Raw genomic sequence first — 14,388 nt, 5'->3', positions numbered from 1 at the left:
GATAGTTAAGAGATTTTTATTTTAGGAGGAAACCTAGTGAAAAATAATAGCAATAAGGTTTATAAAAAAGCTTTAAGATATTATGAAAAGGGTGAAATAAATAAAGCCCTTAGCCTTTGTGAAAAGGAAATATCTAAAGATATAAGCAATAGGGAAATATTAAATTTAAAAGGTCTTATACTCTATTTAAGGGGAGATTTAAAAGGATCAAAATACATATGGAAGGTTAATCATGAGGCTAATAAGGATAATATAGCCAAGAAATACTTAGAAAGCTTAAGTGGGGATGAAGAAAGGGAAAGGCAATTTTTAAATGCTCTTAAGTTAAGTAACTCTAATAGTATAAGACAAGCATATGCTATGGTGGAAAAGTGTATGGATAGTGATTTTAATTCTATAAATGTTAATAACTTATATGCATCTCTATGTTTAAAGCTTATGGAATATGATAAGGCCGTGAAATCATTGGAAAAGATATTAAAAATAGATAAAAATAACAAGGAAGCTTTATTATTAAGAAAAGAGGTTGGTGAGTTAGGGGTAACTAAGAAAAATAAATCTAATAAAGTTAAGCTAGTCATTATGAGTGCTTCAGTAATAATTATAATGTGTGGAGTATCCTATGAGTTTATAAAAAGATTTAATATATTTAATTCAGTACCTATAGTAAGTAAATCAGACTCTAATAAAGATAATAGCGAAAAGAGTGATAATGAAACAGGACATGTAGATTTAAAAGAAGAAAGTAATAGTAAAGATAAGGAGTCTAATAATAATCCCATAGAGGTTAATAAAAATGATGAAGAGAAGAATTCTAATGAGAATGTGGTAGACTTTAATAGCAAAGAGGTCAAAGATAAGATTTCTAATAAAGATTATAAATATATAAATAATATAATAAAAAGTTATAAGAATAAGGATCTTAAAATTAACGATAAGATAGTTCTAAACTCTGCCATAGAATTTATGGATAAGGAAGGCTTAGAATTAGCTTATAAAGAAGCAAGTAAACTTATAAAGGATAAAAAGTTTAAAGAAGCGGCTCCATTACTCCATATAGCTGAAGAATATAGTGGTAATAGTTATTTAAAGCCTCATATACTTTATATGAGCGGGTTTTTAAGAGAATCCACAGAGGATGTGGAAAACGCACTAAAATATTATAAGGAATATGTGGATAAATATAAGGATGGGGAATATAGAGAAGAGGTATTATATAGAATGGCACTGATTTATAAAGGAGTAGATAAATCCTTATCAGTTAAATATGCAGAAGCTTTAAGGGGGGAATTTCCAAACTCTATGTATAACAACTCTAACATAAAGAACATACTAGACTAGAGTATTAATATTTAAGGAGGCGGGTTTATGGTAACTGTGATTAAAGATATTGAAGTTTACTCACCGGAATACTTAGGAAAAAAGACTATTGTTATTGTAGATGGAAAAATAGAAGGGGTATATGATAGTATCTCAATACCTGAAGACTTTATATCTATAAGGGAAATAGAAGGGGATGGAATGATTTTAATGCCTGGCTTTATAGATGCTCATGTCCATATAAGTGGAGGTGGAGGGGAAGGAAGTTTTAAAACAAGAACCCCGGAAATAAAGTTATCAGAACTTATAGAAGCAGGAATAACTACTGTGGTAGGGTGTATAGGAACTGATGGTATTTGTAGAGATATGAAGTCACTTCTTGCTAAGGCTTATGCCTTAGAAGAGGAAGGAATAACATCCTATGTTTATACAGGATCTTATGAGATACCAGTTAGAACTATTATGTCATCAATTAAAGAAGATATAATGTTAATTCCTAAGATTATAGGTGTTGGAGAGGTAGCCCTATCGGATCACAGGTCTTCTCAACCTACCTTTGAGCAATTTATAAGTCTTGCAGCAGATGCAAGAGTTGCAGGGCTTTTAAGTGGTAAGGCTGGAATTGTACATGTACATTTAGGTGATGGTCCTAAAAAGTTTCAGTATATGTGGAAGCTTATAGAGAATACTGAGATACCTATAAATCAAATTGTTCCTACCCACTGTAATAGAAGTATACATCTTTTTAAGGATGCTATAGAACATGGAAAAAAAGGGGGGTATGTAGATTTAACTACTAGCTCTGATCCGGATTTTTTAGAGGAAGATGAAGTTAAAGCTAGTAGAGGACTTAAAATGCTTCTAGAAGAGGGAGTTAAAGTAGAAAATATAATGTTCTCTTCAGATGGTCAGGGAAGTCTACCTAAGTTTAATAAAAATAGAGAATTTATAGGACTTGGTATAGGATCAGTATCTTCTCTTTATAGAGAGGTAAGGGATGCAGTACTTAATGATGGAATAAGTCTTGAGATGGCTTTAAAAACCATAACTTCTAATGTGGCAGATTGTCTAAAACTTAATGATAAGGGAAGGATTGCTAAGGGAAAATCAGCAGATCTTATAATTGCACGTAAGGAAGATTTGACCATAGAAGGGGTATTATCAAAAGGCGTAGAGTGTATGAGAAAAAATAAAATTTTAATTAAAGGAACATTCGAGTAATCCTTTATAACTATTGACTAAATTCTTTTATTGTAATAAAATATATTTATAGAAATACCCAATAGGGGTATATTGGAGGGATATGAAAATGAGAGAGATAAATGATTCATCTTTAATTACAGAAGTATCTAACGGAGTAACTTTAGTAGATTTTTGGGCTACTTGGTGTGGACCATGTAAAATGTTATCACCAGTTTTAGATGAACTATCTAAAGAAATATCAGATATTAAATTTGGAAAAGTTAATGTTGATGAAAATCCACAATCAGCTGAGCAGTACAGAATAGCAAGTATACCTACTATACTTTTATTCAAAAATGGAGAAGTAGTTGATAAAATAGTAGGATTTAGACCTAAGGCAGAAATAGAGCAATTTATAAAAAAGCATGTATAAGAAATTAAAACTTAATTCCTATGAACTTTAATCATAAATAAGTTATCGTTAAAGGTGACTTTACAATTCTTGTATCTAGTCTTAATTTATCTATGGGACTAGAAACTTAAAATTTCCAAAGAAAAGAAACATTAGTTTAATTTTGAAGTTTAGCAGTTTTAATCCCTTAATTATTTAATAAGGGAATTAAAACTGCTACTATTATGATTAATAATATAAAAATATTATGATTTTACTATTTAGGAAATATTAAATTTACTACAAATTTCATATTTCTATGAATTATAAGACGAAGTAATATGAAAAAATTAATAAGGTTTCTTCCTTTCATCTATAATGGTTTAAAAGACTATAATAGTCATAAGGAAGATAGATGTTATAAAAAAGGGAGAGAAAAGTATGGGCAATAGATATGATATAGCTATTATAGGTAGCGGTCCAGCAGGACTTTCAGCTGCATTAAATGCAAGTATAAGAAATAAAAATTTTATAGTTTTTGGGAATAAAGATTTAAGCACAAAGGTAACTAGGGCTCCAAAGGTTAATAATTATTTAGGATTATATGGTGTAGATGGTAAGGAACTTAAGGAGAGATTTAAGACTCATATAGATTCGATGGGAATAGAGATAGTAGAAGAAAGAATAAATGCAGTATATGCCATGGGAGATTATTATGCACTTATGGTAAATGAAAAAATATATGAGGCATCTTCTATAATACTTGCAACAGGTATAGAGTATACAAAGCCTATAAAGGGAGAGGCGGAATTCTTAGGAAGAGGTGTAGGATACTGTGCTACTTGTGATGCACCACTTTATAAAGACAAAATAGTAACAGTTATAGGATATAATAAGGAAGCTGAAGAAGAAGCAAATTTTGTTTCTGAACTTACAGAAAAGTTATACTATCTTCCTATGTATCAAGGAGAATATGATTTAAAGGATGATATAGAGATTCTTAAAGGAAGACCTTTAGAGATTATAGGATCAGATTTTGTAGAAAAGTTAATCCTTACAACAGGAGAGGTCGTAACCCATGGAGTATTTGTCTTAAAAGATAGTATATCTCCGGGGCAACTTGTACCAGGAATTGAAATGGAAGAGGGTCACATAAAGGTTGATAGACTTATGAGAACAAATTTACCAGGATGTTTTGCTGCTGGAGATTGTGTAGGAAAGCCTTATCAATACATTAAGTCAGCAGGGGAAGGAAATATAGCATCCTTAAGTGCGGCATCATATTTAGATAAATTATCTTCAAAAAAATAAGACATCTGATTTCAGATGTCTTATTTTTTAGCATCAAAGAATACGTGATTCCCTATGGATTTAATGTTGGTTTTTGGAACATCCTTCATCCATTTTGAAGTAGCTATCTTAGGGTTGTAGAAAAAGACTGCATTATTTGTTGGATCAGTTCCTAAAATTGCATCCATAACTGCTTTGGTAGAACTATCATCAGGTTTTGCAGTTATATTTCCATTAATAACGCATGAAAAAGCATTTTTTTGTTTCACTACATTTTCAACGGACTTAGGAAAGGAGGGATGAGTAACCCTATTTAGTATTACAGAGGCTACAGCAACCTTACCTTCATAAGGTTCTCCCTTACTTTCTTCATAAACAATCTGAGACATTAAATATATATCACTTTTGGTTAAGAGAACCGTATTATTTCCACTATTAAATACTTGCACTACCTCTTCATCTTCTTTATAAAGAGTTTTACTATTTTCTTTAGTATATAAGCTGTCAGATTCTAAAAACACCATAGAATCCACTGGATAGTTCACCATGGCTAATGTTTCTATAGAGAGTATGTTAAAAAATACCAACATTACAATGGGAACAATTATGGAGTATTTTCGCATAAAAGGCCTCCTTATGTAAAATTTTCATGTCCTTATTATTCCCAAGATAATGGTATTAATACATAGTAATATACCCTGTATAATGTGTTTTAGGATTATTATGTGAATTTATCTATAAAATGCTACTTATATCTTACTTAAAAGCCAGTTCTTTATACTGTTTAAAATTATTTTCAAAAATACTTATTGAATTTTTAAATTTTGATTCTCCAGATTCTACTGCTACATAGAGTTTGTCGATATCAGATTTACTTAATTTTTTAGAGGAAGACATTTCAGAATAAATAGCTTTTCTAACTTCTTTTATATAGGAACTATACAAATTTAGGGATTCATTAAAAGCATTGAAAGCTTCAACTCCACTACTTGGATAAGAGAGTGAATAAAGTTTGAGATTTAACTCATCCATTAAAGCAGCAGTTTTATCTATATCTTTTAAAATATCCTCAAATTCTAGGGTATTACCTCTACATTTCTCTATAAGAGAAGAATACTCTTTGTTATTTTCAAAAAATGTTTCTATTATGCCTTCGAAGTTTAATAAAAAGTTTTTATGTTCTGATCTAAGGTTCTCTTTCTCCTTAAGAGTCATTATTTCGGGGTGCAAATCCTTATAAAAGCTTTTCATAAATGATTCCCCTTGAGAAGTAAATAATATTTTAGGAGATGAGAGATTGTCATAGTACTCACTGGTTTTTTGTCCGTATTTCATAAGAGCTGAGATACTATTATCTATGTCTTTCCCCTTGGGATTATTTAGTATTCCAATAAGTTGTTTATAAAATAGTAGGTTTTGTTCAACACCATTTTCTAAAAAATTATTAGAGATATTATTGGGATTTAAATTAGAAAGAGAGTCTTTTAAAGAGGATAACTCCTCAATAGTTTCTGATAATTTAGATTTTAATTCCTCATTATTACTAGATATATCTGAAAAGGTAAGAATATTTTCATTCAATGAGTTAATATTATTTATATACTCAGTTAACTCAGAGGATGTACCTTCAGAAATACTTTTAGGAGTGAGAAATTTAAACAGGGTAAAAGAAAAAAGCAATAAAATAAAGCTTAAAAAAATATTTAAGTATAATTTTTTCATAACATCACCACCTATTAATATTTTTATCTGATGGATACCAACTGTACCCCCATCCTCTTAAAAGGTGGGAGACAACAGTTGATACGCCCCTAGATTAACTCATCTAATCTTCAGATGGTGAAAAGAACACCACCTGAAGGAAGATTCGTTCTATCCTTATGTTAACAATTAGGTTTTAATTTAAATATATTTAGGTTAAATGCAGAAAATGACTAATTTATTAAATAATTTTTAAAATTATAGGAGAGTAATTTTATACTAAAGTTTAAAGAGTTAGTGTATAATTATAGATATAGAGTATAGAGAGGTGACGGCAAGTGGAGATTTGGGAAGTTATTTTAAATACCGTAAAAAATATATCTATACCATCAGTACTTGATATTCTAGTGGTAGCTTATATTTTTTATAAAGGTTATATGCTAATAAGAGAGACAAGAGCAGAGCAGCTTCTGAAAGGAATATTATTTATACTTGCACTTATTCCTATAAGTTATCTTTTAGAGCTAAGAGTGGTTTATACCATATTAAGTAAAACAATAACAATAGGTGTGTTATCTATTATAATTATATTCCAGCCAGAAATAAGAAGAGCTTTAGAACATTTAGGAAGAAGCACTTTTATAGATAGACATATTTTAGATAATGAAGAAGTTATAGAAAAGGTTATGAGTGAAATAGTTATAGCAGTAGATAACTTATCACAAAGTAAAACAGGAGCATTAATTGCTATAGAACAAAATACAGGTCTTGGAGAGATAATAGCAACGGGAACTAATATAGATGCTGTAGTTAGTTCTGCATTGCTTGAAAATATATTCGTTGTTAATACTCCACTTCATGATGGATCTACTATCATAAGAAATGATAGAATAGTTTCTTCAGGCTGCGTTTTACCTTTAACCAGTAATAATACAATAAGCAAAAAACTGGGAACAAGACATAGAGCAGCCATGGGGCTTTCAGAGACGTCAGATGCTTTAGTTATTATAGTTTCAGAAGAAACAGGGACTATATCTCTTGCAGTTAATGGAAGACTTAAGAGGAATTTTGCAAGGGATGAACTGAAGTTTGAGCTTTTAAAGCTCATGAAGAATAGAAAAGACCTTAGAAAACTTACTGCAGGGGAGAGGGTGAAAAAGTGGATAATAAGAAGAAAAAACAAGACATCCTAATTAAGATAGCCTGTGTTATATTTTCCTTTGGTTTATGGTTATATGTTTCAAATGTAGAGAACCCTACCATAAGTAAAAAAATAAGTAACATACCAGTAGAGGTTATAAATGCTGATGTACTTTCCCAATATAAGCTTGCTATGCTTCCAGCACAAGATTTTAAGATTAACTTATCTATTGAAGGGGCAGCAAATGATGTGTATCGTGTAAAAGCTGATCAATTTAAACTAGTGGTGGACCTTAGTTCTTATGCCTTAAAAAAGGGAGAAAACAATATCCCAGTTAAGGTAGAGCAGTCACCTAATAATATATACATTATTAGAACAGAAACCCTCAGCATAAAGATGAACTTAGATGAACTTGTGGAAAAGAGTGTACCTATAAAGGCTGATGTTACTACAAAAACTAAGTCAGGTTACTATGCTTCTAATCCTGTAATAAGTCCAAGTAATGCCATGGTTTCAGGACCAGCTCAGTATGTTAACAATGTAAATGAGCTTATTGCAAAAGGAGAAGAAAAGAATGTAGATAAGGATATAGAACTTACATTGCCTCTTACCGCTGTAAATGAAGCAGGAAGAAAGGTATCGGAGGTAAGTATAAATCCTTCAACAGTGAATGTAGTAATACCTATTAGAAAAAGTAAGGTTATAGATGTAAATGTAAAAACTAAGGGGGCATTAGGTGATAAGTTAACCTTAAAGTCTTTAGAGTCAACCCCAAGTAAGGTAGAGGTAACAGGAAATGACTCAGAGCTTAAGAATATATCATCTATGGATACGGAACCTATAGATTTATCATCAATAACAGGGAATAAAGAATTAGTGGCAAAGCTTAGAATTCCAAATGGAATAAGGATATTAAATGGAGGAGATTCAGTAAATATAAAAGTAGTAGTGGAAACTGTGGCTAAAGAGGAGCCTCCAAAGGAAAATATTAAAAAAGAATTAGTTATACCTATTGCCATGAAGGGATTAAAAAATGAATTAAAGGCAACATTAGATAGCGATAAGATAACGGTAAATGTAGAAGGAAGAGAAGAGGATATTAAAAATCTTAAGGACAATGAAGTTGTAGCAGAAATAGACTTAAGTAATGCAGTAGAAGGAGAACAAGAAATTACAGTAAAAGTTACAGTAAAAGAAGGTATTAAGATTATAAGTAGTAAGCCAGAAAAAATAAAAGTAACCATAAGCAAAAAATAATTGGAGGAAAGTTAATGACCTTAAGAGTAAACAATATTGTTTTAGATATAGATGAAGACATAGAGAAGGATACGGGATATATTTATAAAAAGCTTTATAAAAAGCTTAATATTTCAGAAGGTGACATTAAAGAAGTTAGAATTATTAAAGAATCTTTAGATGCTAGGCGTAAAAACTCCATAAGGTTTAATTATTGCGTTGATGTAGAATGTCTAAATGAAGATAAAATTTTAAAAAGAATAAAAGATAATGATGTAAAACTAGAAGACAAGCAACTAGAAGATCATATAGTATTTGGAAGTAAAGAGCTAAAATCAAGGCCCGTAGTTGTAGGATTTGGACCATCAGGAATATTTTCAGCTCTTTTATTAGCTAGGAATGGATATAGACCATTAGTTATAGAAAGAGGAGAGGCTGTAGAGGAAAGAAGTAAAACAGTTGAAGAGTTTTGGAAAACAGGAAAATTAAATAAAGAGTCTAATGTCCAGTTTGGAGAAGGAGGAGCAGGGACTTTCTCAGATGGTAAGCTTACAACTAGGATAAAAGATAGAAGATGTGATTATATATTAAAGGAACTAGTTGATGCTGGTGCTCCAAAAGAAATAATATATAGAGGAAAACCACATATAGGAACAGATATACTAAAAGATGTGGTTAAAAATATAAGAGAAGAGATAATAAGTCTTGGTGGAGAGGTGTTATTTAATTCAAAGCTAGAAGAAATAAACTCTTCTAATGGAAAAATAACATCTATAATTGTAAATGGAGAAGAAGTACCTTGTGAAGCTTTAATTTTAGCCATAGGGCATAGTTCAAGAGACACCTATGAAATGCTCTATAAAAATGGGGTTAATATGGAGGCAAAGCCTTTCTCCATAGGAGTCAGAGTAGAGCATCTTCAAGATATGATGGATGAAAATCAATATGGAATATATAAAAATCATCCTAGGCTTAAGGCCTCAGACTACAGATTAGCATACACAAGTAAAAAATTAGATAGATCTATATATAGTTTTTGCATGTGTCCAGGCGGAGAGGTTGTAGGTGCTTCATCGGAGGAGGAAAGGCTTGTAACTAATGGAATGAGTTATTATAAGAGAGATTTAAAAAATGCAAACTCTGCCATTGTAGTTAGTGTTTCTCCTAAAGACTTTCAAGGAAGTAACCCATTAAGAGGAATGGAATTTCAAAGATATTATGAAGCTTTAGCTTATAAAGTAGGAGGGGGAAACTATAAGGCCCCTGTGCAGCTTATAAGTGATTTTATGAAAGATAATATTACAAAATCTTTAGGGAATGTGGAGCCAACTTATAGACCAGGATATGAGTTTAAGGACATGAGGGAATGTTTACCTTCCTATGTTATAGATGGACTAAAAGAAGGATTTATGGAATTTGAGAAAAAGATAAAAGGTTTTGCAACATCAGGTGGAGTCATGACAGGAATTGAAACAAGGACTTCAGCTCCAGTGAGAATAGAAAGAAATACCATGCTTCAAAGCACTTCATTAAAAGGGCTATATCCTAGTGGTGAAGGGGCAGGATTTGCAGGTGGGATTATATCGGCTGCAGTTGATGGAATGAAGGTTGCAGAAGAAATTATGAAGGAATTTAAAAATATGGAATAAATTTTCTGAAAATAACCATTTTTATTTTAAGTTTTGATAAAATATAATAGATAATTCTAAATATTAGCTTTTCAGGTATCTGAAAAGCTAATATTATATATATAATTAATTTGGGGGGATTTAAAAATATGAAAGGCAATTATATTTTAGTAATTAATCCAGGATCAACATCCACAAAAATAGCTCTTTTTAAAGATGAAGAGTCTATTTACGTGGAAAATTTATCTCATAGCCCTGAAGAAATAAAAACTTATGAAACTATATATGATCAAAAGGATATGAGAACTAAGGTCATACTAAATTGGTTAGATAATAAGAGTATAAAGAAAGAAGATTTATCAGCAGTGGTAGGCAGAGGAGGTCTTTTAAGACCGATGCCAGGTGGAACCTATAAAGTTACAGAAAAACTATTAGAGGATTTAAAAATAGGATATCAAGGGCAACATGCTTCAAACTTAGGAGGGATAATTGCTTATGATATAGCTAAGGACTTAAAGATTCCATCCTTTATAGTTGACCCAGTTGCAGTAGATGAAATTACAGAGGTTTCAAGGATATCAGGTATACCAGAAATACCAAGAAGATCTTTAGTACATGCACTTAATATAAAGGCTGTCACAAGAAGAGTTTGTGAAAATATAGGTGAAGATTTTTACAATTCTTCTTATGTAGTTGCTCATTTAGGAGGGGGAATATCTGTAGCTCCTGTGGAAAATGGTAGAATTATAGATGTAAATAATGCTAATGAAGATGGACCATTCTCTCCAGAAAGAGCAGGAGGACTTCCAGCAGGAGATTTAGTTAAACTATGCTTTAGCAAGAAATATACTCAAAGTGAACTTAAAAAGAAAATGGTTGGAGAAGCAGGCTTTGTAGGATATCTAGGTACCAATGATGGTAGAAAAGTGGATGATATGATAAATAATGGGGATAAAAAAGCGGAAATTATATTAAAAGCTATGGCTTATCAGATAGCAAAGGAAATAGGAGCAATGTCAACTGTTTTATTTGGCAAAATAGATGCTATAATATTAACAGGAGGGCTTGCACATAATAAAAAGCTTACTTCTTGGATAGCAGAAAGTGTTAACTTTATAGCACCAGTAAAGCTAGTTCCAGGGGAGGATGAAATGTTAGCTCTTGCACAAGGTGCACTAAGAATTGTATGTGGGGAAGAAAAAGCTAAAATTTATGAAGAAGAGGTGTAACAAATGGTTAAAAGCTTTGAAGAAGTTTTAAAAAAGGTAAAGTCTCTTGATATTAAAAAGGTTGCAGTAGCTGTAGCACAGGATGAACCAGTACTACAAGCTTTAATGCAATGTAAAAAGGAAGGAATAGCAGAGGCTATACTTGTAGGAAATGAAAACGAAATCAGAAAAATAGCAGAAGAAATAGGCATGGATTTAAGTGGTTATGAAATAATCCATGAAGAGAATGGTCCAAAGGCAGCGTTAAAGGCTGTAGAGCTTGTATCTAGTGGAAAAGCAGATATGGTTATGAAGGGATTAATAGATACAGCTAACTTTTTAAGAGCAGTTTTAAATAAGGAAATAGGATTAAGAGCTGGAAAGCTTATGTCCCATGTTGGAGTTTTTGAAATACCTAATGTAGATAGATTAATATTTATGACAGATGCTGCTTTTAATATGTATCCAGATTTAAAAGCTAAAATAGATATAGTAAATAACTCAGTAGCAGTTGCTAAAGCTGTAGGAATAGAATGTCCAAAGGTAGCTCCAATATGTGCTGTTGAGGTTGTAAACCCTGATATGCCATCTACATTAGATGCTGCAATGTTATCTAAGATGAATGAAAGAGGACAAATAAAGGGATGTATAATTGATGGACCTTTAGCTCTTGATAATGCTTTATCAGAGGAAGCTGCAGCTCATAAAAATATATCAGGACCAGTGGCAGGAAAAGCTGATATAATGGTTCTTCCTAATATAGATGCAGCAAATGTAATGTACAAGACTTTAACATACACAAGTAATTCTAAAAATGGTGGACTTTTAGTTGGAACAAAGGCTCCAGTTATAGTTACATCAAGAGCAGATAGCTTTGAAACAAAAGTTAATTCAATTGCATTAGCTGCCCTTGTAGCTTCTTGCAAATAATTTAAATATAGGGGGATCTAAAAGATGAGCTTTAAATTATTAATAATAAATCCAGGATCTACATCTACTAAAATAGGTGTTTATGAAAATGAAAATCCAGTATTAGTTGAAACTTTAAGACATTCCAGTGAAGAGATAGAAAAGTACGAAACTATATTTGATCAGCTATCCTTTAGAAAAGAAGTTATACTAAATGTTCTAAAAGAAAAGAATTTTAACATAAAAGAATTAAACGCTATTGTTGGTAGAGGAGGCCTTTTAAAGTCCATTGAAGGTGGAACCTATGAAGTAAATGATGTAATGCTTGAAGATTTAAGAATTGGAGTTCAAGGACAACATGCATCTAACTTAGGAGGAGTAATAGCTAATGAAATAGGAAAAGAGCTTAATATTCCATCCTACATAGTTGATCCAGTGGTTGTTGATGAAATGGATGAAGTTGCTAGAATATCTGGTATGCCGGAGATAGAAAGAAAGAGTATATTCCATGCATTAAACCAAAAAGCTGTTGCTAAGAGATATGCAAAGGAAATTCATAAGAAATATGAAGATATAAATGTTATAGTTGCTCATATGGGAGGCGGAGTTTCTGTAGGAGCTCATAGAAGAGGTAGAATTGTTGATGTTAACAATGCCTTAGATGGAGAAGGTCCATTTTCCCCAGAAAGATCAGGGGGAATACCTGCTGGAGACTTAGTTAAGCTTTGCTTTAGTGGAAAGTACACTGAAGAAGATATTAAGAAGAAGCTTACAGGAAAAGGTGGCTTCGTTGCTTACTTAAATACTAATAATGCAAAAGAGGTAGGAGACAGGGCAACTGAAGGAGATAAGGAGTGTAAACTTCTATTTGAAGCTATGGGATACCAGACTGCTAAAGAAATAGGTAAGTGTGCTGCAGTTCTTAAAGGAGAGGTAGATGCTATAATCCTTACTGGTGGAATAGCTTATGCAAAGGATATGGTAGAATATATAAAAGAAAGAGTTAGCTTTATGGGAAATGTAGTGGTTTATCCAGGAGAAGATGAATTACTAGCTCTAGCAGAAGGAGCTTTAAGAGTTTTAAATAAGGAAGAGGAAGCTAAAATATATAAATAATAATTAGTTAAGACAGCAAAGTTTTATGACTTTGCTGTCTTAGTATTTTAGCAATAATATAAATTTATATAAAATAGTAATATCAAAAAATGTCGTCAATTGAAAGTTAATTTCAAGTATATTTATAATTTACTAAAAATTCAGGCAGGGCATTTCTAAACAGACAAATTACTAGAATAAAAAATATGACTTTTTGTCTTTTAAAGTAAGGGCTATATAATATATAATTAAAGTATAAATTAATAAAAAAGGATTACATTTTCCTTGAAAGGAGTACTTATGAGTAGAATAAGGGTTTTTACAGGACACTTTGGAAGTGGAAAAACAGAAATATCCATAAATTATGCTTTAAGTCTTGCAAAGCAAGGTAAAAAAGTAACTCTTGTAGATATTGACATAGTTAATCCTTATTTTTGTGTTAGAGAGTTAAAAGAGGAATTAGAAGCTCAAGGGGTAAAGGTTATAGCTGCCAATCCACATTGGTCTAATGCAGAGCTTATGGTTGTACCACCAGAAGTAAATTCAGCTTTTAATGATAAATCCCATGAAGTTGTAATAGACATTGGTGGAGATGATATGGGAGCTGTAGTACTTGGACAATATAATAGATTTTTCAAGGAAGAACCTTATGATATGTTCTTTGTGGTTAATACTACAAGACCATTTACATCAGATAAAAATGGAGTAGAAGAATATATAGGATCTATAGAAAAAGCCTCAAGACTTAAGGTTACTCATTTTATATCAAATACTAACTTATCTTATGAAACTACCATAGATAATGTACTAAAAGGAGACAAAGAGGTTTTAGAATTATCTAAAAAGCTTAATATCCCCTATAAGTATACAGTTTGTAGAAATGATATGGTAGAAGAAATTAAGGGGAAGGTTCATGGAGAAGAGGTATTTGGAATAGATATTTATATGAGACCACCTTGGAGATAATAAACCTTCATAGAAAATATATTCTATGAAATTAAATAAATAGTCATACTAAATACGAAAAGTATAATAGTATTTCTTGTAATCGTTTAAAGGAGGGTGTGTGTATTATGGCAAGAGTTACCTTTAGAGAAGAAAGATGTAAGGGATGTGGACAATGTGTTATAGCGTGTCCAAAGAAAATCATAACTTTTGCGGATAGATTAAATGAAAAAGGTTATCATCCAGCAACAGTTACAGAAGACAAGATGAAGGATTGTATAGGTTGTGCATCTTGTGGAAGAATGTGTCCAGACTTAGTTATAACAGTTGAGAAATAATCTT

Annotated in this window: 14 protein-coding genes; 12 read left to right on the top strand and 2 right to left on the bottom strand. The window is 31.5% G+C overall.

Annotated features, from left to right (window positions below; all coding sequences use genetic code 11):
• Nucleotides 1–36: 36 nt before the first annotated feature.
• The 4 genes from BR69_RS21205 to BR69_RS0110850 all read left to right on the top strand — a co-directional run bounded on the left by BR69_RS21205 (nt 37) and on the right by BR69_RS0110850 (nt 4,204).
• Complete coding sequence (locus BR69_RS21205) at nt 37–1,341, top strand: tetratricopeptide repeat protein (RefSeq protein WP_027633216.1); 1,305 nt, start codon at nt 37–39, stop codon at nt 1,339–1,341.
• Nucleotides 1,342–1,368: 27 nt separating this feature from the next.
• A complete protein-coding gene (gene iadA / locus BR69_RS0110860; RefSeq protein ID WP_027633215.1) occupies nt 1,369–2,541 on the top strand; it encodes a beta-aspartyl-peptidase in 1,173 nt (390 codons plus the stop codon).
• Between the two features lie 88 nt (nt 2,542–2,629).
• The gene (trxA, locus tag BR69_RS0110855) at nt 2,630–2,935 is read left to right on the top strand and encodes a thioredoxin (RefSeq protein ID WP_207640768.1); all 306 of its coding nucleotides are present in this window, start codon (nt 2,630–2,632) and stop codon (nt 2,933–2,935) included.
• 399 nt (nt 2,936–3,334) lie between these two features.
• Nucleotides 3,335–4,204, top strand: a complete 870-nt coding sequence (locus BR69_RS0110850) for an NAD(P)/FAD-dependent oxidoreductase (protein WP_027633213.1) — start codon at nt 3,335–3,337, stop codon at nt 4,202–4,204.
• A 20-nt stretch (nt 4,205–4,224) separates the two neighbouring features.
• Here BR69_RS0110850 and BR69_RS0110845 read toward each other — a convergent pair whose 3' ends face one another.
• Entirely contained in the window at nt 4,225–4,806 is a 582-nt protein-coding gene (locus BR69_RS0110845) for a cell wall hydrolase (protein ID WP_423219678.1), read from the bottom strand.
• A gap of 133 nt (nt 4,807–4,939) precedes the next feature.
• Nucleotides 4,940–5,905 (bottom strand): hypothetical protein, encoded by a 966-nt coding sequence (locus BR69_RS0110840; RefSeq protein WP_027633211.1) that lies wholly within the window; start codon nt 5,903–5,905, stop codon nt 4,940–4,942.
• Nucleotides 5,906–6,222: 317 nt separating this feature from the next.
• Between BR69_RS0110840 and cdaA the strand changes: the two genes are divergently transcribed.
• The 8 genes from cdaA to BR69_RS0110800 all read left to right on the top strand — a co-directional run bounded on the left by cdaA (nt 6,223) and on the right by BR69_RS0110800 (nt 14,384).
• Complete coding sequence (cdaA, locus tag BR69_RS0110835) at nt 6,223–7,077, top strand: diadenylate cyclase CdaA (protein WP_027633210.1); 855 nt, start codon at nt 6,223–6,225, stop codon at nt 7,075–7,077.
• Nucleotides 7,044–8,282, top strand: a complete 1,239-nt coding sequence (locus BR69_RS0110830) for a CdaR family protein (protein ID WP_027633209.1) — start codon at nt 7,044–7,046, stop codon at nt 8,280–8,282. The genes cdaA and BR69_RS0110830 overlap by 34 nt, the downstream gene beginning before the upstream one ends.
• A gap of 14 nt (nt 8,283–8,296) precedes the next feature.
• A complete protein-coding gene (locus tag BR69_RS0110825) occupies nt 8,297–9,910 on the top strand; it encodes an NAD(P)/FAD-dependent oxidoreductase (RefSeq protein WP_027633208.1) in 1,614 nt (537 codons plus the stop codon).
• A gap of 128 nt (nt 9,911–10,038) precedes the next feature.
• Complete coding sequence (gene buk, locus BR69_RS0110820; protein WP_027633207.1) at nt 10,039–11,118, top strand: butyrate kinase; 1,080 nt, start codon at nt 10,039–10,041, stop codon at nt 11,116–11,118.
• A 3-nt stretch (nt 11,119–11,121) separates the two neighbouring features.
• Nucleotides 11,122–12,027: a phosphate butyryltransferase gene (gene ptb, locus BR69_RS0110815; RefSeq protein ID WP_027633206.1), complete on the top strand. Its 906-nt coding sequence runs from the start codon at nt 11,122–11,124 to the stop codon at nt 12,025–12,027.
• 24 nt (nt 12,028–12,051) lie between these two features.
• A complete protein-coding gene (buk, locus tag BR69_RS0110810; protein ID WP_027633205.1) occupies nt 12,052–13,122 on the top strand; it encodes a butyrate kinase in 1,071 nt (356 codons plus the stop codon).
• A 279-nt stretch (nt 13,123–13,401) separates the two neighbouring features.
• Complete coding sequence (locus tag BR69_RS0110805; protein ID WP_027633204.1) at nt 13,402–14,067, top strand: nucleotide-binding protein; 666 nt, start codon at nt 13,402–13,404, stop codon at nt 14,065–14,067.
• 107 nt (nt 14,068–14,174) lie between these two features.
• Nucleotides 14,175–14,384 (top strand): 4Fe-4S dicluster domain-containing protein, encoded by a 210-nt coding sequence (locus BR69_RS0110800; protein WP_027633203.1) that lies wholly within the window; start codon nt 14,175–14,177, stop codon nt 14,382–14,384.
• Nucleotides 14,385–14,388 lie beyond the last annotated feature (4 nt).

Origin of the sequence: Clostridium hydrogeniformans DSM 21757, from assembly GCF_000686705.1 — a bacterium.
Classification (GTDB): Bacteria; Bacillota; Clostridia; order Clostridiales; family Clostridiaceae; genus Clostridium_Z; species Clostridium_Z hydrogeniformans.
This window is presented reverse-complemented; position numbering and strand designations above follow the sequence as displayed.

What these genes read in the sequence shown, in the direction of transcription:
- ptb (WP_027633206.1), top strand. Translation starts at nt 11,122, where the DNA reads ATGGTTAAAAGCTTTGAAGAAGTTTTAAAAAAGGTAAAGTCTCTTGAT.
- BR69_RS0110800 (WP_027633203.1), top strand. Translation starts at nt 14,175, where the DNA reads ATGGCAAGAGTTACCTTTAGAGAAGAAAGATGTAAGGGATGTGGACAA.
- BR69_RS0110805 (WP_027633204.1), top strand. Translation starts at nt 13,402, where the DNA reads ATGAGTAGAATAAGGGTTTTTACAGGACACTTTGGAAGTGGAAAAACA.
- BR69_RS0110840 (WP_027633211.1), bottom strand. Translation starts at nt 5,905, where the DNA reads ATGAAAAAATTATACTTAAATATTTTTTTAAGCTTTATTTTATTGCTT.
- buk (WP_027633207.1), top strand. Translation starts at nt 10,039, where the DNA reads ATGAAAGGCAATTATATTTTAGTAATTAATCCAGGATCAACATCCACA.
- buk (WP_027633205.1), top strand. Translation starts at nt 12,052, where the DNA reads ATGAGCTTTAAATTATTAATAATAAATCCAGGATCTACATCTACTAAA.
- BR69_RS0110850 (WP_027633213.1), top strand. Translation starts at nt 3,335, where the DNA reads ATGGGCAATAGATATGATATAGCTATTATAGGTAGCGGTCCAGCAGGA.
- BR69_RS0110845 (WP_423219678.1), bottom strand. Translation starts at nt 4,806, where the DNA reads ATGCGAAAATACTCCATAATTGTTCCCATTGTAATGTTGGTATTTTTT.
- BR69_RS0110825 (WP_027633208.1), top strand. Translation starts at nt 8,297, where the DNA reads ATGACCTTAAGAGTAAACAATATTGTTTTAGATATAGATGAAGACATA.
- iadA (WP_027633215.1), top strand. Translation starts at nt 1,369, where the DNA reads ATGGTAACTGTGATTAAAGATATTGAAGTTTACTCACCGGAATACTTA.
- trxA (WP_207640768.1), top strand. Translation starts at nt 2,630, where the DNA reads ATGAGAGAGATAAATGATTCATCTTTAATTACAGAAGTATCTAACGGA.